A 17912-nucleotide genomic window follows, 5' to 3' on the forward strand; every position below is an offset into this window, starting at 1 on the left:
GTTCGGGAGGGATCGTTCCCCTCGATCCACGGCCAGAGCGGCCGTGCAAGGGGCGGACGTGTCCGTCAGCGGTGTCTGGAGACCAGTTTTAATACTCGCGGCGAGTGGTTTGGCGTATGTCAACAGACTACGTCCCGTCCGAGATGATGGACCGCGATTCCCGGTCGAATCGGTACTACAGGAACGCGGTTGAGCGCCACTGGAATCCCGCCGAGATCGCTCTCGAGGCGGACGTGGCGAACCTCCTCGAGTACATCGAGGGAGCCGAAGACTACGACGCGCGGGCGTGGGATCGAACGCTGAACGGCATCGCGAAGTTCGGCGCGGGCGAGGATGCCGTCACCGAGGATCTCTCGCCGCTGGCGACGGTGCTCGAGGGCATCGACGACCAGTTGTTCCTGACGACGCAGCTGTACGAGGAGGCCAAACACGCCGACTTCTTCGATCGGTACTGGCGCGAGGTCGTCTGGTCGGTCGAAGACGAACTCGGCTGGGATCGCTCGAACCCCCGCGCCGACAAGTGGTTCAACGATCCCTACGTCGAACTGTTCGATCGAAACAAGAAGGCCCAGTATCGGCTGCTCGAGGAGGACACTCCCGAAAATCGTGCGAAAGCGTACTGTCACTACCACCTCACCGTCGAGGGTATCCTCGCCCAGACGGGGTACTACGGGATGCAGACCTCCTACGGCGGCGAGTTCGAGGAGCTCCCCTACCTGCCGGGACTCGTCGAGGGGTTCACGAAAATCCGTAGCGACGAGGGCCGACACGTCGGGTTCGGGATGAACCAGCTCAAGAAACTCATTCGGGAGGGCGTCGACCCGAAACTCATCGAGAACACGGTCAACGAACTCCTCCCGCTCGTCCAGGGAATCACCGAGGACGAACGGTTCGAGCCCGACGACGAGGACGAGCGCGTCGGGCTCGAGGACGGGCAGTTAGCCGCCTACGCGGTCGAAAAACACACCGATCGTATGCGACAGATCACGGACGCCGCCGCCGATATTCCCGACGTCGACGAACTGGTGCAACTGGAAGGCGACGACTGACTCGAGTCGGATCGGGTGCGGGATCGATGGTCAGCCCATACGGTAAAGTACCGGTGTGCGGATGCGTTCCGTATGCGACTCGATGGCGTTCGTGTGCTCGATCTCTCCCGACTGCTGCCCGGTCCCTACGCGACGCAGCTGCTGGCCGACTCGGGGGCCGAGGTGGTGAAAGTGGAGGACACTGGCGCGGGCGATTACGCGCGGACGATGGCCCCCGAATCGTCCCGCGGTTTCGGTGCGATCTTCGAGATGGTAAACCGAGGGAAGCGAAGCGTCGCGATAGATCTGAAAACCGAGACCGGACGGGCCGTTTTCTATCGACTCGTCGAGGACGCCGACGTCGTCCTCGAGGGGTTCCGCCCGAGCGTCGTGGACCGGCTCGGAATCGACTACGAGACGCTCACGGCGCACAACGACGAACTGGTCTACTGTTCGCTCACCGGCTACGGACAGGACGGCCCCTGGGCCGATCGCGCCGGGCACGACCTCAACTACGTCGCCCTGGCCGGACTGCTCGATATGACTCGAGAATCGCCGGACGGGAAGCCACGGCTGACCGGCTACCCCATCGGAGATATGGCCGGGGGCCTGTTCGCCGCGTTCGCCATCGTCGAAGCCCTGCTTTCGCGCGAACTCGGCAACACCGGCGGCGAGTATATCGACGTGGCGATGGCCGACGTCGTCGCCTCGTTCTCCCAGTCGATCGCCTATCAGTCGCTGACCGGCGATCCAGCCGAACCGCGGCCAGGGGAAACGGAACTGACCGGCGGCGTCCCGTGGTACGACAGCTACGAAACCGCGGACGGGAACTGGGTGACGCTCGCCGCCCTCGAGCCGAAGTTCTGGCGAGCGTTCTGCGAGGCCGTCGGCCGAACCGACCTCGTCGACGCGCACGGATCGTCGGATCCGGACGTACTCGCCGCCCTCGAGCACGAACTCTGCGACCTCTTCCGCGAGCGAGCGCGAGACGAGTGGGAGGCTGCTCTCGAGAACGTCGACGCCGCGTTCGCCGGCGTCTACGCGCCGACCGAAATGGTCGACCACCCGCAGTTTCGGGCGCGGGGCCTCGTCGAGCGTCCCGCCGACGCGCCACCGCGAATCGGGTTTCCGGCCCGGAGCACCACCGACCCAGAAGCGACCGATGAGATGGTCCCGAATCAGGGTGAACACACTCGACAGTATCTCGCCGACTCGGGGTACGGTGACGCGGAAATCGAGTCGCTCCTCGAGTCCGGCGTCGTCCAGTGATGGGACCGCACGCTCGGTCGCATCCCCCCGAGGATGTGCGGTATCCACGGCGACGGGCTCCGTGTTTCGAGATTGTCGAATTGTACAATGACCGAGTTGAGTAGCGAATGCTGAACAGAACGAGTGGAGAGGGTCGTTTTTGTAGCCACGAAAAAAGGATACTAGGGCATATGGTGTGTATTCACACAGCAGTTATGTGGTGGGTAGTGATACCATGGTACAACCGATGATAGAGACACCGATCGAATACGTGGTAACGCAAACCGCTCGAACGCTCGAGCCGGAAACGCCCGTGAGCGAGGCTGCAAGCCGTCTCCGCGATCCGGATGTGTCGGCGCTAGTCGTCCTCGAGGACGAGACCGTGGTCGGCATCGTCACCGAGTCGGAGATCGTCGCGTTCGTGGCCGAAACGCTCGAGCCCCATCCGGTCGAGGCGGTCATGTCGTCGCCCGTGACAACGGTCTCGCCGAGCGAATCGATTACCGACGCCGCCGCGGCGATGCGAACGAACGGCGTCAAACAGCTCCCGGTCGTCGAGGGCGACACCTACCGCGGGCTCGTTTCCGCAACTGCGCTCGCGCCTTACCTCTCGCGACACCGGCTCGAGATCGACTGGCGGGACGACCCGATCCGGATCGGCGTCGACGACAGTCCCGGAATCCCGGTCAGCGAATAGCGAGATCGTCGTCCCGTTCGGAGGTCAGCGCACCCCGGTCGCTCCCTTCTGAAGTCTCGAGCGCTCACTCGAACAGTTCCTCGTGTCGGCCGGCGAGGTTCGTGTACTCGCCGGACGAAAAATCCTCGAAGATCGCTTCCCCGTCGATTCCCGTCTCCTCGAGCGGCGTGATCTCGGCGGGCACGCCGCGGGCGAACGACTCCGGCGGGATGTCGTACTCGTCGGGAACGACCGTGCCAGCGGCGACGACGCTGCCCGCTCCGATCGTCGCCCCGGTGTTGATCGTCGCGTTGAACCCGACCAGCGCGCGCGCTTCGACGCTCGCCTCGTTGAGGACGGCACCGTGCCCGACCATGACCCGCGCCTCGAGTTCGGACGCGTGAATCGTGGCGTTGTCGCCGACGTGTGCTTGCCGACCGACGCGAACGGGGCCGATGTCGCCGCGGAGGACGACACCCGGCCAGACGCTCGCCTCGCTCTCGATCCGGACGTCGCCGACCAGCGTCGCCTCTCGGCTCACCGACGCCCCGTCATCGATCGTCGGTCGTTCGCCTTCGAATTCGTAGGTCCGGCTATCAACCATGGATAACCAGATCACGATTCCGCCTATAATACTGAATCAAGGCCATCGTGACAGTCAGTATCGTACGGAAATCGATGGGACGGAACGCGGGACCAGCGACAGAGCGGCTCGTTACCATTGTATGGTGGTGAGATACATCTGAGGGTGTGCAAGCCCGCCCCTTATGCACAGTCGGAACCGACTACCACTCGAAATCATGAGTCAGTCAGAATCCCCACTTCGAGCGATGTTCGACGTCCAGCGAACGGCACTGAAGCAAAGCCAGCAGCTGTTCAAGCAGGGCCTGGCCACCCAGCGTACCGTGGACACGATGGCGCTTACCGGGCTGAAAGGCCAGGAGTCTCTCCAGCGCCAGCAACTCGAGGTCGCCCAGGCGGCGACCCGCGGCTACGTCAGTGCGACGACTGCACTGCTGCCCGGCGACGAGCCGTCGGACGCGTATCGAACCATCGACGAGACGTTTGGTCGGCTGAAAACGACCCACGCCGAGTTCTACGACGCCCTCGAGCAGGAGCTCGAGCGAGACGTCGATTCCGCCACCGAACTCTCCAGCGAGTTCGTAGATGCTCTCGACGAACAGACCGACCAGCTGCTCGAGATGTCCCACACGGTCGAAGACCGGACGGTCCAGAACGTCGACGAACTCTCGGGACAGCTCCGCGAGCAACTCGAGCGGACCCAGGAGCTACAGGACGAACTCGAAGCGCAACTCGAGACCCAGACCGGCGACGTCGCGGACCTGCTCGAACGGCAGTCCGAACAGGTCGACCAGTTCCAGCAGCAACTCGAAGCGCAAGCCGAAGACGTCACCCAGCAGCTTCAGAACCAGCAGATCGAGGCGCAGACGACGATCGCGACCGATCCGGAGCACACGCTCGAGTCCATCGAGGGTATCGACGACGACGTCCGCGAGCAGCTCTCGGACGCCGGTATCGCGACGATCGACGATCTCGTTCGCGCCGACGCAGAGACCGTCTCCGAAGCCGCCGAGGTCTCGACGAGCGACGCCGAGGAGTGGATCGAACAGGCCGAAGCGTAAGTCGACAAGGCGAAGCCTGATCGCGTCCGTCCCGAAGCCGAATCCGACAACAACGACGGTTTCCCTCTTGGGACCGTTCTTCCTCGTATGCTCGTCCTCGGTGATGCTCACGCGACGGAGCCGGACCGTCGGGAGATCCTCCTCGAACTGTATCGATCTCTCGAGCCCGCCCGTGTGATACAACTCGGGGACCTCGAGTACTACGACCTCCCGGCACCGACGTGGTTCGTCGCCGGGAACAACGAGGACTTCGACGTCATCGAAGCGTTACGCGCAGGTGATCGCCCACCGGAGACGGACAACGTCCACCTGCTCGCGAGCACCGTCGCGACCGTCGGCGGGCGTCGCGTAGCCGGTCTCTCGGGGAACTACGCGCCGACGAAGTACGACCTCCCGCGAGCGGAACTCGAGGGAGAGCGGCGTCGCCACTTCACGCACGAAGACATCGAACGGGCGGCCGAGCTATCCGACGTGGACGTTCTGCTCACCCACGAGGCACCGACCGGGTTGCTGTCGTACGGCTACGATCCCGGCTGCGAGCACATCGACGAGCTACTCGAGGCGCTCTCGCCCTCGCTGTGTCTGGTCGGCCACCACCACCGTCACCGCGAGACCGAGATCGGCGAGACCAGCGTCGTGAGCCTCGCACCCGCGTGGGAGCGATACTACACACTGGATCCCGAGACGCTGGCCCTCGAGGCGCACGATCACGACCGAGGGCCCGACAGCGTATCCGATCGATGACTCGACAGCGGTTTCTACGCGCTATTCCGTGGATGTAACGTCCCAGATGCCGTCGATACTCCGCCGGACGAGACGGCGCGAGCTACCTGAAAAAGCGAAAGAGAAACAGCGAGCGAACCGACGGCTGTCGCGTTAGAACGTCTCGAGGTAGCGGTCGAGTTCCCAGTCGGAAACGTCGATGAGGTACTCCTCGAACTCCTGGCGCTTGGCCTCGACGAACTTCGACGCGATGTGTTCGCCGAGGGCGTTGTAAATCGCCTCGTCTTCCTCGAGGGCGTCGACGGCGGCGCCGAGGTTGGACGGCAGGGTCTCGATGCCGTACTCCTCGCGCTTGGCCTCGTCGAACTCGTAGATGTTATCCCGAACCGGATCGGGTGCCTCGAGATTCTGCTCGATGCCGTCGAGACCGGCGTGGATCATCACGGCGATGGCGAGGTAGGGGTTACAGGACGGATCGGGCGAGCGCAGTTCGACGCGCGAAGCCGCCGGGACCCGGGCGGCCGGTTTTCGGATCAGCGCCGAGCGGTTGCGGTCGGACCAGGCGATGTAGACGGGTGCCTCGTAGCCGGGGACGAGACGCTTGTAGCTGTTAACGGTGGGGTTCGCGATGGCCGTGATTGCGGGCGCGTGCTCTAAGATGCCGGCGAGGAACGAGTGTGCCGTCTCGCTCAGGTTGAACTCGTCGTCCTCGTCGTGGAAGGCGTTCTCGCCGTCTTTGAACAGCGACAGGTGCGTGTGCATCCCCGAGCCGTTGATCTTCGGGATCGGTTTCGGCATGAACGTCGCGTGCTGATCGTGTTGGGCGGCGATCGCACGGACGACGGTACGGAACGTCCCGACGTTGTCCGCCGTCGTCAGGGCGTCGTCGTACTCGAAGTTGATCTCGTGTTGGCCCTTGGCGACCTCGTGGTGACTGGCTTCGATCTCGAAGTCCATGCTCTCGAGGCCGTAAATGATGTCACGGCGAACGTCGGAAGCGAGATCTTTCGGTGCGAGGTCGAAGTAGCCGCCCTGATCACCCGTTTCGGTCGTCGCACGCCCCTCTTCGTCCTCTTCGAAGAGGAAGAACTCCGGTTCGGGTGCGGCGTTGACCTCGTAGCCCATTTCGTCGGCGCGGTCGAGCGCGTTCTTGAGGACACGGCGCGGATCGCCCTCGAACGGTTCGCCCGTAGTGGTGTTGTAGACGTCACAGATCATCCGGCCCGCGGCGCTCTCTTCCTTCTGGCGCCATGGCAGGATTGCGAACGTCTCCGGATCGGGAACGAGACGCATATCCGATTCCTGAATGCGCACGAAGCCTTCGATCGAAGAGCCGTCGAAATAGATCCCGTCGGTAAATGCCTTCTCGGCCTGTCGAGCCGGAACAGAAACGTTCTTTACAGTCCCTAGAATGTCGGTAAATTGGAGTCGAAGGAAGTCGACGTCTTTCTCCTCGATTTCGTCAAGTACGGCCTGCTCGGTCTCAGTGATGTTTCCGCTTGTCATCTTTCTGGTCGTGCTATCCAAGTAACTCCGCTACTAAAACCCTACTGCTCCAAGCAAATCTTCTATCCGCCAGCTGAAACTGCATATTCGTAAAGTTCTAAAGGCCACAGTGAGAGTATGGATGTGATGACGTACGAAAATCTCGATGCAAAACTAGTGAATTCACTTCTGGGCGACGGGCGAGCGAGTCTCCGCAGTCTCGCCGAGGAACTCGACGTCTCCGTAACGACCGTTTCGAATCACCTCTCTGACCTCGAGGAGCAAGGAGTTATCGAGGGCTACACACCGCGCGTCGATTACGACGCGGTCGGCTACGACGTGACGGCCGTGATACAACTCCAGGTCGAAGGGAACGCACTCCCCGACATCACGGAGACGCTACGCGACCACCGTCAGATGATCAGCGTCTACGAGGTCACCGGCGACTACGACGTGATCGCCATCGGGAAGTTCAAAGACACCGACGGGATGAACGACCAGATCAAGCAACTCCTGACGGACCCCGATATCAAGGCGTCGAACACCAGCGTCGTCCTCAATTCGGTCAGCGAGAACGAACAGTTCGAACTCGAAGTCAAAGAGAACTGATCCGATCGGCGAACGGACCGTTATTCGATCTGTATTACTGCGAGTCTTCCCGATCGACAAGCGTCTCAACGGCCGTTTCTCGGTCACCGGCCTGAGCGGCCCACAGCGTCGCGTACCGTCCATCGGCGGCCAACAACTCCTCGTGTGTCCCCCGTTCGACGATTTCGCCGGCTTCGAGGACGAGAATGGTATCCGCGTCCTTGACCGTCGAGAGCCGGTGTGCGATCGCCAGCGTGGTCCGGTCCTCGGTGAGCCGATCGATCGAATGTTGAATCTGCAGTTCCGTCTTCGTGTCGACGGCGCTTGTCGCCTCGTCCAAGATGAGTATCTCGGGGTCCGCGAGCACCGCTCGAGCGAGCGCGATCCGCTGACGCTGGCCGCCCGAGAGTTTGACGCCGCGTTCGCCGACGCGGGTGTCGTACCCGTCCGAAAGCTCACCGATGAACTCGTGGGCCTGGGCGGCCTCGGCGGCGTCGCGAACGGCCGCGTCGTCGGCATCGAAGTGACCGTAGCGGATGTTGTCGGCGATCGTCCCGTCGAAGATGAACGTGTCCTGGCTGACGTAGCCCATCGCCGAGCGCAGATCCGCGAGCGAAACGTCTCGCACATCGTGCCCGTCGATCCGCACCGTCCCCTCCTACGTGTCGTACAGTCGGAGCAGTAATTTGAGTATCGTGGATTTTCCGGCCCCGGTCGGACCGACGAACGCGACCGTCTCACCCGGGTTCGCTTCGAAGGAGACGGCTTCGATAACGGTCTCTTCGAACGCCGTCTCGTCGCCCTCCACGGCTCGACGGCCCGCGGTATCAGCGTAGCTAAAGGAGACGTTCTCGTAGGTGACGCGACCCTCGACGGGCCCGAGGTCGGCGGGATCGGCGGGATCGGCGGGATCGTCGACGTGGACGAGGATATTCATTAGCCCGAAGACGCGCTCGCTCGAGGCCTTGGCGTTTTCGTACTGGTCGACGATGTTCGAGACCTCGGCGAGCGGGTCGACGATCCGCTGGGTCAAGAAGAGAAAAACGACGAAGTCGCCGACGGAGAGGCTTCCGGTGAGCGGACCCGGCGCGGTGTCCGTCGCGAGCCAGAGCCCGCCGACGAGGAAGGTCGTGGCGAAGGCCAGTCCGGCGAGCAGTTCCATTCCGGGACGGTAGAGGTAGCTCAGTTTGAGCACGTCCATCGTCCGGTCGAAGAGGTTTCGCGAGGGGTCTCGGACGCGCTCGGTTTCGTGGCCCTCGCTCGAGGTCGCCTTGGTCAGGCCGACGCCCGAAATCGCGTTCTCGAGGCGAGTGTTCAGCCGTCCCACCGCGGAGCGCTGGCGGACGTACCGGGGTTCGACGACGCGCATGAACCAGATCGTAAAGAGCACCATCGCCGGCACCGCAAACAGCGTCACGACGGCGAGTTGCCAGTTGAGATAGAAGAGCACGGCCGCGATACCGCCGACCATCACGAGCAGGCGCGCGGAGTTCATCACGGCGTTATCGAGGAACATCTCGAGGTTCTGCGTGTCGTTGTTGAGAACGGCCATGACCTCGCCGGTCTGTTTCTCGTCGAAAAAGGCCATATCCAGGCGCTGCATCTTCTCGAAACAATCGACGCGCACCGCGTGCATCACGCCGTGGGCGAACAGGTTGGCGGTGACGCCGTAGATCCACGTGAAGAGAGCGACGACGAGAAACGAGCCCGCGATGACGCCCACCGTGAACCGAAACTGCGCCATCTCGCCCGTCGGGAGCCACGCGTCGGGCACGAGCGGCAGTTCGAACGCCCCGTCACCGACGAAGACCGCGTCGATGGCGACACCCAGTAACAACGGCGGAATGAGGCTCGCCATTCGGGCCAGGAAGTTCGCGACCATGCCGGCCGAAAACCAGCCCAGGCGGCCGGGTGCGTACTCGCGAAAGAGCCTCGAGAGCGGTCGTTCGACGTCTTCTCGGTAGGCATCGAACGGGGTCTCGTCGTCTCGAGCACTCACTGGCGGTCCGATTTACTTTCGAAACGTAAACCGACCAGGGTTTGGCTCGCAAGCGACGGCGATTCGCCGTCGCTTGCGAGACAGTCACGACGTCGTTACCGAGATACTGGCCACTGAAAATCGATGCATACCCGATCGCACGGTCGTCGTGCGACCGGTGTAACTAGTTTCAGCTGCTACGGTAGTACAGCAACAGCAAGCCGAGGGCGAGGAGCACGAGACCCCACCAGAGCGAATCGCCGGGGAGCGCTTTCAGAACGAGCGTGACGATTCCCGAAGTGAACAGCGACCAGCCGATAGTCGTTTGAGATGACATACGCCGCGTACCAGCCTCAGGGCAAAAGAGCACCGGCCTGCCACGAAAGGTCGAAAACCGGACGACGAAAGCGCTGTTGATACTCGAGCGCACTACCACACCGCGAGCGGCCGCTGGCAGACGCGCTGCCGGCGCTCGCTGCTGGACACCGACGAGAACAACGCTGAATGAAAAAACGATCGTCGAATCGGCGATACTGCGAGTCTCTCGAGGGGCGAGTTCGGTCGGGGCCGAGCTTACATCATGCCGCCCATACCGCCGCCCATGCCGCCCATGCCGCCAGCGCCGCCGGGTGCGCCTTCCTCGTCGCCGCCCTTGTCGGTCGACAGGTCACCGGCGGAGATGATGTCGTCGATTTTGAGCACGAGATTCGCGGCCTCGGAAGCCGAGGTGATCGCCTGCTCTTTGGCGTGGGCCGGTTCGACGACGCCGGCTTCGAAGGTGTCCTCGACGCCGTTCGAGAAGACGTTCAGACCGGCGTGGACGTCACCGTCGTCGTGGGCCGCGCGCAGGTCGACGAGGGTGTCGATCGAATCGAGACCGGCGTTCTCGGCGAGCACGCGCGGGACGAGCTCGAGCGAGTCGGCGAAGGCCTCGACGGCGAGCTGTTCGCGGCCGGAGACGCTGTCGGCGTAGTCGCGCAGACGCGACGCGATTTCGACCTCGGTCGCGCCGCCGCCGGCGAGCACGCGACCGTCGGAGACGGTCTGTGCGACGACGTCGAGCGCGTCGTTGACGCCGCGCTCGAGTTCGTCGACGACGTGGTCGGTCGAGCCGCGAAGGAGCAGGGTGACGCCGTGGGCGTTGTCGCCCTCGACGTAGAACAGTTCGCCCTCCTCGTCGCGGGTGACGTCGCCGAAGCCGAGGTCGGCCTCGGTCGCGTTCTTCAGATCGGAGACGATCGACGCACCGACGACCTCCGAGAGGAACTCGAGGTCGCTCTTCTTGGCGCGGCGGATGGCGAGGACGCCCTCCTTGGCGAGGTAGTGCTGGGCGAGGTCGTCGATACCCTTCTGACAGAAGACGACGTCCGCGCCGAGGTCGACGATACGATCGACCTTCTCGCGGACCTGTTTCTCCTCGCGGTCGAGGAACTTCTGGAGCTGGTTTGGATCGGTGACGGAGACTTCGGTGTCGACGTCGGTCTCTTCGACCTCGATCGGTGCGTTGAGCAGCAGAATATCGGCGTCGGTCGCCTCGGTCGGCATGTTGTCGTGGACGGGGTCCTTGTCGATGATGCCGCCCTCGAGGAGTTCGGATTCGCCGACGGCACGGCCGGTCTGGGTCTCGATGTTCAGGAACTCGAGGTCGACGACGTTGTTGCCCGCGTCGTCCTCGACGGTGACCTGACGGATCGCCTCGACGATGAGCTGGGCGAGGTGCTCCTTGTTGACCTCGGTCCCTTTGCCGGTCATCGAGGTCTCGGCGGTCTTTCGGATGAGTTCTTCGTCCGTCGTATCGATATCGGTCGCGATATCGTCGATCTCTTCGCGAGCCTGCTCTGCGGCCATGTGGAAGCCCTTGATGATCGCCGTCGGGTGAATGTCCTGCTCGAGGAGGTCCTCGGCGTTCTTGAGGAGTTCGCCGGCGATCGCGACGGCCGTCGTGGTACCGTCACCAGCTTCGTCCTCCTGGGTTTCCGCGACCTCGATGATCATCTCGGCCGTCGGGTTGTCGATGTCCATCTCCTGGAGGATGGTGACGCCGTCGTTGGTGATCGTTACCGATCCCATCGAGTCGACGAGCATCTTGTCCATCCCTTTCGGACCGAGTGTCGACCGAACGGCCTCGGCGACTGCACGGGCCGCACTGATGTTGTAATCCTGCGCGTCCTTGTCCTTGACGCGCTGGGAATCCTCGCTCATCACGATCATCGGCTGTCCCTGCTGCATTCGCTGGCTCATAGTCAGCTGATTCATTGTTTGTCCTTCTATATAAATGCTCCGTTATTCAGCGTTCGTGAGGGTCGGCGAGAATCGAACTCAGGTCGTCAAAACCACCGTAGTGCAGTATGGTGTACGCTCAGCAGTGGCGTGTGCTACCATCCATCTTAGTCGGCCGCAGGACTGGGGTATACGACATACTTAAGTTCCGGTAGAATTGCGATCACGGGTCGGGCAGTTGACCCGTTACGACTCGAGCGGTTCGACCAGCGACGGTTCGTCGACCGACGGATCGTTGACGGCCCGCGACACCGGATACGCGCGCATCTCGTCGGCGGGATACGGCTCGAGGAGGGACCGCGGGTCGTCGGCCGTGAGCCACTGCGTTTCACTATCGGGCTCGAGGATGACGGCCATTCGATCGTGGAGATCCGACACGAGGTCGTTCGGTTCGGTCGTGACGACCGTGAAGGTCTCGAGGGGTCCGTCGGTGCCGTCGTCCGCTTCCGTGCGGCCGCCGCCAAAGGCGTCGAGTCCGGCCTGAGTCGTCTCGCTGTCGGACTCCCAGCGCTCCCACAGTCCCGCCATCGCGAACGGTCGGTCGTCTTCGAAGGCGACCCTGTAGGGCTGTTTCCCGTCGGGAGTTTCGGTCCACTCGTAGAAGCCGTCCGCAAAGACGAGGCACCTGCGCCGCTCGTAGGCCGCCCGAAAGCTCGGCTTCTCGTGGAGCGTCTCCGCACGCGCATTGATTATCCCGCCCGTCTCGTCGTCCGCCCACGACGGGACCAGTCCCCACTCGAGGCGTCGAATCGTCTCGGGTTCGTCGTTCGTGATCACCGGAAGCTGCTGACCCGGTGCCATGTTGTACCGCGGGGTGAATCCGCCGGTTTCAGATCCCGTCCCCGGTTCGTCCCTCGAATCGACGAATTTGGCGTCGAAGCGCTCCTCGAGCGCCGCCCGCTCGATCAGCAGCGTGTAGCGGCCACACATAGCTAGATGATCGGGTCCAGCGGATAAATCGTTATCCGCTCACCGCGCTCTCGTTCGAACTCGATTCGGGCTCGAACGGAACAGTAGGCGGTCCGTACCCGCGTCACTCCGGGCGGTAGGTCGCCCGTTACGATATCCGATCCCGTCGGAGTGATCGACGGGGTCACGATGACGGATCGATACGAAATGGTGGTGTGTCAAACCGGCGCTCTCGAGCTTCGAGATCCGGACGACCCCGACTGCTGGATCGAGACCGACTCGCCGGCCGAGATCAGGCGATAACCGCTTCTCCTCCGCGGTATCGCTTGTTCGCGTTGTCGTCCAGCGGTCGTCGTTCAGACCGGACAGCCCTCGCTCGATCGAACGTACTTCTCACTCACTCTCGAGGCGGGAGCACGCCCATCGCACAGAACACGGCGAAAGCGCCAGAATAGAAGGGTGAACGCGGTCGGACGCGCTCGGTTCGCTACGCGCCGCTCGCAGAATTTGGAGACACGAAAACGCCAGGACAGGGATTTGAACCCTGAATCCCAAAGGGAACACGCTTTCCAGGCGTGCGCCTTACCGTTCGGCCATCCTGGCTCACCTCACCCTAACCACGTCCGTCGTTTAACTCTTACTTTTACCGTCGCCGCCGTGTGACTCGGTTTCATCCTTCGCTCGGCGGGCCGACCACTCGGCGATTCGGTGCTCGATGGCGTACGCGCTGACCGTCGCGGCGCCCCCGACGACCACCGACAGGAGCATCGCCCGGCCGATCGAGACGAGCGGCTCGGCAACCAGCGCGTAGCCCTGAACGAGCGCGAGGAAGGCCATGAGGCCGACAGCGCCCCACAACAGGGCAGAGGCGAGGCGCGGATCGAACCCGGCGAGGCGTCCGCGCATGCCCTACTCGAGCGTCGCGACGGCTTCGATCTCGACGCCGACGCCCTTCGGGAGGGCGGCGACTTCGACGGCGCTCCGGGCGGGTGGCTCGTCGTCGAAGTAGTTGGCGTAGGTCTCGTTCATCGCCTCGAAATCGTCGATGTCGTCGAGGAAGACGGTCACCTTCAGTACGTCCTCCGACCCCGCGCCCGCTTCGTCGAGGACGGCGTCGAGGTTGTAGAGGGCTTGCTCGGTCTGGATCTCGATGGACTCGTCGTCGAGCAGTTCGCCGTCGGCCGTCAGGGGGATCTGACCGGCGGTGAACAACAGCGAACCGTTACTGGTCGCCTGGCTGTACGCTCCGACCGCGGCGGGCGCGTCGTCGGTCTCGATGATGCGCTTCATATCCAACGCGTAGACCTCACTGCGCTTAAAGCATTGAGATCCTCGACGAGGTGGACCGGCGAAACCGAGCGAGGATCAGTACCCCTCGGCCTCGACCGATCCCGAGAACGTCGAGTAGAGGACCGCGAAGTAGGTCAGAACGAGCGGCATGAGGAGCGCCGCGGACAGCGTCAGTAGTTGCAGTGCGAGCGGAGATATCGCGGCGTCGGCGGCGGTCAGTCCGGTCGCAGGGTCGAGCGTCGGATACAGGAGCGCCCCAACGAGTGCGACCAGTGCGTAGGTCAGTCCGCCGGCCGCGAGAAACGCGAGGAGATCGCGTTCGCGCCGGAGAGCGAGGGCACAACCGCCGCCTGCTGCGATCGAGACGGCGACGAGCGCGAGCGGGAGCGCCTCGATCAAGGCGTCTCGAACGTGCGTGCGAACGAATAGCACGAACAGAACCGCGACGATCAGCAGAAGGTAGGCGACGAGAGCGCGCAGCGCCCACGTTCGGGCATCGGCCGCGAGCGGACCGTCGGTTTTCAGCGCGACGAAGGCACCGCCGGTGACGACGGTCAGCGCGACGACGGCGAGACCGACGAGCACGGTCACAGGGGTTTCGGTGACCGTCGTCCCGAGTACCCAGTTTCCGACGAAAACGCCGAGCAACAGCGGAGTCGCGATGCTACCGACGACGAACGAACGGCCCCACCAGCGCTTCCACGTCTCGTCGTCGCGTTGCTCGTAAAATTCGGGTGCGAGACCGCGACAGATGAGCGCCCCGAGGACGCCAAAGAGCAGCAGGTAGTGGCGGCTAAAGAGGGTCGCATACAGCGGCGGAAAGGCGGCGAACAGGCTACCGCCGAAGACGACCAGCCAGACCTCGTTTCCGTCCCAGAAGGGGCCGATCGCCGCGAGGATACGCTCGCGCTCGGCCTCGTCGGTTCGCGTCGCGAACAGCGCCCCCGCCCCGAAATCGAACCCGTCGAGGTAGAGGAACGTGCCGAGGAAGGCGAAGACGATGACGACCCACAGCGTCGTCAGGTCGATCGGCGACGAAAGCGCAACCGTCGCGGTCTCGGCCGGCTCAGTCATCGCGAATCGCCTCCGCGGTTGTCGTCGAATCCGTTTGGCTCGGGTTCTGGCCGGACCCCGACGAGTCTGCGGTCGATTCGATCTCGGGCGGTCCGGCCAGAACGAGCCGCCGAACCACGTATCCGTAGCCGACGAGCAAACCGGTGTAGACGAGTGCGAACCCGACCAGCGTCAGCGTCGCCTCGGTACCGGTGAGACCGGGCGAGACGCCCTCCTCCGTCTTGAGAAGTCCCTGGACGACCCACGGCTGGCGGCCGACCTCGGTGACGATCCAGCCGGTCTCGACGGCGACGAAGCCGAGCGGCGCGGAGCCCATCAGAGCGAGGTGGAGCCGCCGATCCGCGAACAGATCGCCGCGCCACCAGCGGTACGCGGCCCACGCCGCCAGCCCGATGAACCAGAACCCGAGCAGGACCATCGCGCGGAACGACCAGAAGACGATCGCGACCGGCGGCGACTCCCCGAATTCGTCGAGTCCGGTCACCTCGTAGGTCGGATCACCACCGCTGGCTAACACCGACGCCATCGCCGGAATATCGACCGTCCAGAGGTTCTCCGCCCGAGGATCGGTGAACGCGCTCGGATCTGTCGGAATCGCGATCAGGTGGAGCGCGGCCGGCGCTTCGGTCTCGTACTGGGCCTCCATGGCGGCGAACTTCTGGGGCTGCGTCTCGGCGACGTGGCGCGCGTACGAGTCGCCGTGGACGACCTGGAAGGGCGCGGTCAGGAGGAGGACGACCAGCGCGATCTTCAGCGTCGTCCGCCAGAAACGAACGTCGTCGGTGCCGGCGGCTCCTTCGCTCGCACCGTCATCGCCGCTCGAGTCAGGTTCGTCGCCATCTCGGGACCGATCCGAGCGATAGACGAAGTACGCTGCCACGCCGGCCATGAACAGCGCGACCGAGAGGACGGCTGCGGACTGCATGTGGACGAACATCCAGGGGAATCGCGGATTGAAGTAGGCGGCGACGGGATCGACGAGCGTGACGACCGGCTGGCCGTTTTGCCGAGCGAGTTCGTACCCTCGCGGGGTCTGCATCCACGAGTTAGCGATGAGGATCCAGACCGCCGAGAGCCACGTACCCAGACCGACGGCGACCGCCGACACCATGTAGAGCGCATCGCCGACCTTCTCGCGGCCGAAAACGAAGACGCCGAGGAACGTGGCCTCGAGGAAGAAGGCCATCATCCCCTCGGCGGCCAGCGGACCGCCGAACAGTTCGCCGGCGAACGTCGAGAACGCGGCGAAGTTCGTCCCGAACTCGAACTCGAGGACGAGCCCCGTCACGGTGCCGACGACGAAACTGATCGCGAATATTCGGGTCCAAAAGCGGCGCTGACGCTCCCAGAGCGGATCCAACGACCGGATCGATTTCCACGTGAAGTAGACGAGGAACGGTGCGAGGCCCATGCTCATCACGGGGAAGATGATATGGACGATCGTCGTAAGCGCGAACTGGAGTCGACTGGCGAGGGCTGGATCGACCATTGAGATGTCCAGGCGGCGTGCCTGGTCGGAGCTAGTCACTCGGCGGGTGATTGGCCTTCGTCGATTCTCGAGCGCTGGGAACCGATCAAAGCCGTCGTTACGTCATATCCGAACACGAACGCTCGATCCGGTGGTCGACGAACGGCGGTACCGTAATCGCGGCGCTCAGGCGAGCACGTCGACTTCGTACCCCGAATCCCGGAGATCCGAGAGGAAGGCATCGACGTGATCGGGACCGCGCATCTCGAGTTCGATTTCGACTTCCGTATCGCTCATCTCGACGTCGCGGGAGGTCCGATCGTGGTGGATCGCGTAGATGTTCGCCTGATGGACGGTAAAGATATCCAGCAGGTCCTCGAGCGCGCCCGGGCGATCCTTCAACACCGTCCTGATCTTCAGATAGCGACCGGTCTCGACGAGTCCGCGGACGATGATGTTGGTCAGCGTGTTGAGATCGATGTTACCGCCACAGAGTGCGGGGACGATGACCTCGTCGTCGTCGTACTCGAACGCCTCGAAGAGCACCGCGGCGAGCGGTACCGCACCCGCACCTTCGACGAGGGTCTTCGAGCGCTCGAGGAGGTAGACCAGTGCGACCGCGATCTCCGGATCGGAGACGGTGACGACCTCGTCGACGTACTTTTGAATGTAGGGGAACGTTCGCTCGCCGACGCTCCGGGTCGCGATCCCATCGGCGATGGTGTCGACGCCGTCGAGCGAGATTCGCTCGCCTTTCTCGAGCGACCGTGCCGCGCTCGAGGCTCCGTCTGCCTGGACGCCGATAACGCGCGTCTCGGGTTTTTGCTCCTTGATCGCGGTCGCGATACCGCTGATGAGGCCGCCGCCGCCGATCGGGACGACGACGGTCTCGACGTCGGGACAGTCCTCGAGAATCTCGAGGCCGATCGTCCCCTGGCCGGCCATGATGTCCTCGTCGTCGAAGGCGTGGACGTACGTCCGGCCCTCCTCGCGTTCGATTTCGTGCGCCCGTTCGGCGGCTTCGTTGTAGTCTCGACCCGAGAGGACGACCTCGGCACCGTAGTTTCTCGTCGCCTTGACCTTCGAGATCGGCGCGTGTTTTGGCATAACGATCTTCGAATCGACGCCCGAGCGAGTCGCCGCGAGCGCGACGCCCTGGGCGTGATTGCCGGCGCTCGCGGTGACGACACCGACGTCTTTCTGCGATTCGGAGAGCGTCGCGATACGGTTCGTCGCTCCGCGAATCTTGAACGCACCCGTCCGCTGGAAGTTCTCCAGTTTCAGGCGCACGTCGGCCCCGGTCATCGACGAGTAGGTGTGCGAGCGTTCGAGCGGCGTATGCCTGGACGTTTCTCGCACCCGCTCGCGCGCCTCGAGAATATCGGAAAGTTCGAGCATACGCTCGACTACTCGGCAGGTATTGTAAGACTGTCGGGGACCCGTGGGCGCGTCGTTCCGGCCCTCAACTGGTCCCCGACAAGAATGTGCTGCCACGGTGGCAACACGACAGGGAATACAGGGA

General features: G+C 63.5%; 16 protein-coding genes, 1 tRNA gene and 1 pseudogene. 6 read left to right on the forward strand and 12 right to left on the reverse strand.

Going from position 1 to position 17912, the window contains the following annotated elements:
- Positions 1–116 precede the first annotated feature (116 nt).
- The 3 genes from DWB23_RS03215 (at position 117) to DWB23_RS03225 (ending at position 2973) form a co-directional block, all read left to right on the forward strand.
- Complete coding sequence (locus DWB23_RS03215; protein WP_121741355.1) at positions 117–1049, forward strand: ferritin family protein; 933 nt, start codon at positions 117–119, stop codon at positions 1047–1049.
- 72 nt (positions 1050–1121) lie between these two features.
- Positions 1122–2297 carry a CaiB/BaiF CoA transferase family protein gene (locus tag DWB23_RS03220; RefSeq protein WP_121741356.1) on the forward strand — a complete coding sequence of 392 codons (1176 nt, stop codon included), beginning with the start codon at positions 1122–1124 and terminating at the stop codon, positions 2295–2297.
- A 226-nt stretch (positions 2298–2523) separates the two neighbouring features.
- Positions 2524–2973, forward strand: a complete 450-nt coding sequence (locus DWB23_RS03225; RefSeq protein WP_121741357.1) for a CBS domain-containing protein — start codon at positions 2524–2526, stop codon at positions 2971–2973.
- A gap of 64 nt (positions 2974–3037) precedes the next feature.
- On the opposite strand, the gene DWB23_RS03230 is transcribed toward DWB23_RS03225, so the two are convergent.
- Entirely contained in the window at positions 3038–3556 is a 519-nt protein-coding gene (locus tag DWB23_RS03230; protein ID WP_121741358.1) for a gamma carbonic anhydrase family protein, read from the reverse strand.
- A gap of 226 nt (positions 3557–3782) precedes the next feature.
- Between DWB23_RS03230 and DWB23_RS03235 the strand changes: the two genes are divergently transcribed.
- Both DWB23_RS03235 and DWB23_RS03240 read left to right on the forward strand, forming a co-directional pair.
- Entirely contained in the window at positions 3783–4595 is an 813-nt protein-coding gene (locus DWB23_RS03235) for a helix-hairpin-helix domain-containing protein (protein ID WP_121741359.1), read from the forward strand.
- 87 nt (positions 4596–4682) lie between these two features.
- On the forward strand, positions 4683–5339 hold the full coding sequence (locus DWB23_RS03240) for a metallophosphoesterase family protein (protein WP_121741360.1): 657 nt from the start codon (positions 4683–4685) through the stop codon (positions 5337–5339).
- Positions 5340–5471: 132 nt separating this feature from the next.
- Here the strand turns inward: DWB23_RS03240 and glnA are convergent, their stop codons facing one another.
- Positions 5472–6824 carry a type I glutamate--ammonia ligase gene (gene glnA, locus DWB23_RS03245; protein ID WP_121741361.1) on the reverse strand — a complete coding sequence of 451 codons (1353 nt, stop codon included), beginning with the start codon at positions 6822–6824 and terminating at the stop codon, positions 5472–5474.
- 126 nt (positions 6825–6950) lie between these two features.
- Between glnA and lrp the strand changes: the two genes are divergently transcribed.
- Positions 6951–7412, forward strand: a complete 462-nt coding sequence (gene lrp / locus DWB23_RS03250; RefSeq protein WP_121741362.1) for an HTH-type transcriptional regulator Lrp — start codon at positions 6951–6953, stop codon at positions 7410–7412.
- A gap of 34 nt (positions 7413–7446) precedes the next feature.
- On the opposite strand, the pseudogene DWB23_RS03255 reads toward lrp, so the two are convergent.
- The 10 genes and pseudogenes from DWB23_RS03255 to ilvA form a co-directional block, all read right to left on the reverse strand.
- Positions 7447–9390: pseudogene (locus DWB23_RS03255) on the reverse strand (ABC transporter ATP-binding protein).
- Positions 9391–9559: 169 nt separating this feature from the next.
- The gene (locus DWB23_RS22820) at positions 9560–9706 is read right to left on the reverse strand and encodes a hypothetical protein (RefSeq protein WP_162989731.1); all 147 of its coding nucleotides are present in this window, start codon (positions 9704–9706) and stop codon (positions 9560–9562) included.
- 236 nt (positions 9707–9942) lie between these two features.
- Positions 9943–11610 (reverse strand): thermosome subunit beta, encoded by a 1668-nt coding sequence (gene thsB, locus DWB23_RS03260; protein WP_121741909.1) that lies wholly within the window; start codon positions 11608–11610, stop codon positions 9943–9945.
- Positions 11611–11835: 225 nt separating this feature from the next.
- The gene (locus DWB23_RS03265) at positions 11836–12579 is read right to left on the reverse strand and encodes an SOS response-associated peptidase (protein WP_121741363.1); all 744 of its coding nucleotides are present in this window, start codon (positions 12577–12579) and stop codon (positions 11836–11838) included.
- A gap of 501 nt (positions 12580–13080) precedes the next feature.
- Positions 13081–13161 (reverse strand) — tRNA-Ser (locus DWB23_RS03270).
- Between the two features lie 27 nt (positions 13162–13188).
- Positions 13189–13464, reverse strand: coding sequence for a hypothetical protein (locus DWB23_RS03275; RefSeq protein ID WP_121741364.1), 276 nt, complete (start codon positions 13462–13464; stop codon positions 13189–13191).
- A 3-nt stretch (positions 13465–13467) separates the two neighbouring features.
- Positions 13468–13848, reverse strand: a complete 381-nt coding sequence (locus DWB23_RS03280) for a Rid family detoxifying hydrolase (RefSeq protein WP_121741365.1) — start codon at positions 13846–13848, stop codon at positions 13468–13470.
- A 75-nt stretch (positions 13849–13923) separates the two neighbouring features.
- Positions 13924–14922, reverse strand: coding sequence for a cytochrome d ubiquinol oxidase subunit II (locus DWB23_RS03285; RefSeq protein WP_121741366.1), 999 nt, complete (start codon positions 14920–14922; stop codon positions 13924–13926).
- On the reverse strand, positions 14915–16411 hold the full coding sequence (locus tag DWB23_RS03290; protein WP_121741367.1) for a cytochrome ubiquinol oxidase subunit I: 1497 nt from the start codon (positions 16409–16411) through the stop codon (positions 14915–14917). Before DWB23_RS03290 ends, DWB23_RS03285 begins: the two co-directional genes overlap by 8 nt.
- Positions 16412–16576: 165 nt before the next feature.
- Entirely contained in the window at positions 16577–17788 is a 1212-nt protein-coding gene (gene ilvA / locus DWB23_RS03295; protein WP_121741368.1) for a threonine ammonia-lyase, read from the reverse strand.
- Positions 17789–17912 lie beyond the last annotated feature (124 nt).

This window comes from Natronorubrum halophilum (assembly GCF_003670115.1).
GTDB classification, from domain to species: Archaea; Halobacteriota; Halobacteria; order Halobacteriales; family Natrialbaceae; genus Natronorubrum; species Natronorubrum halophilum.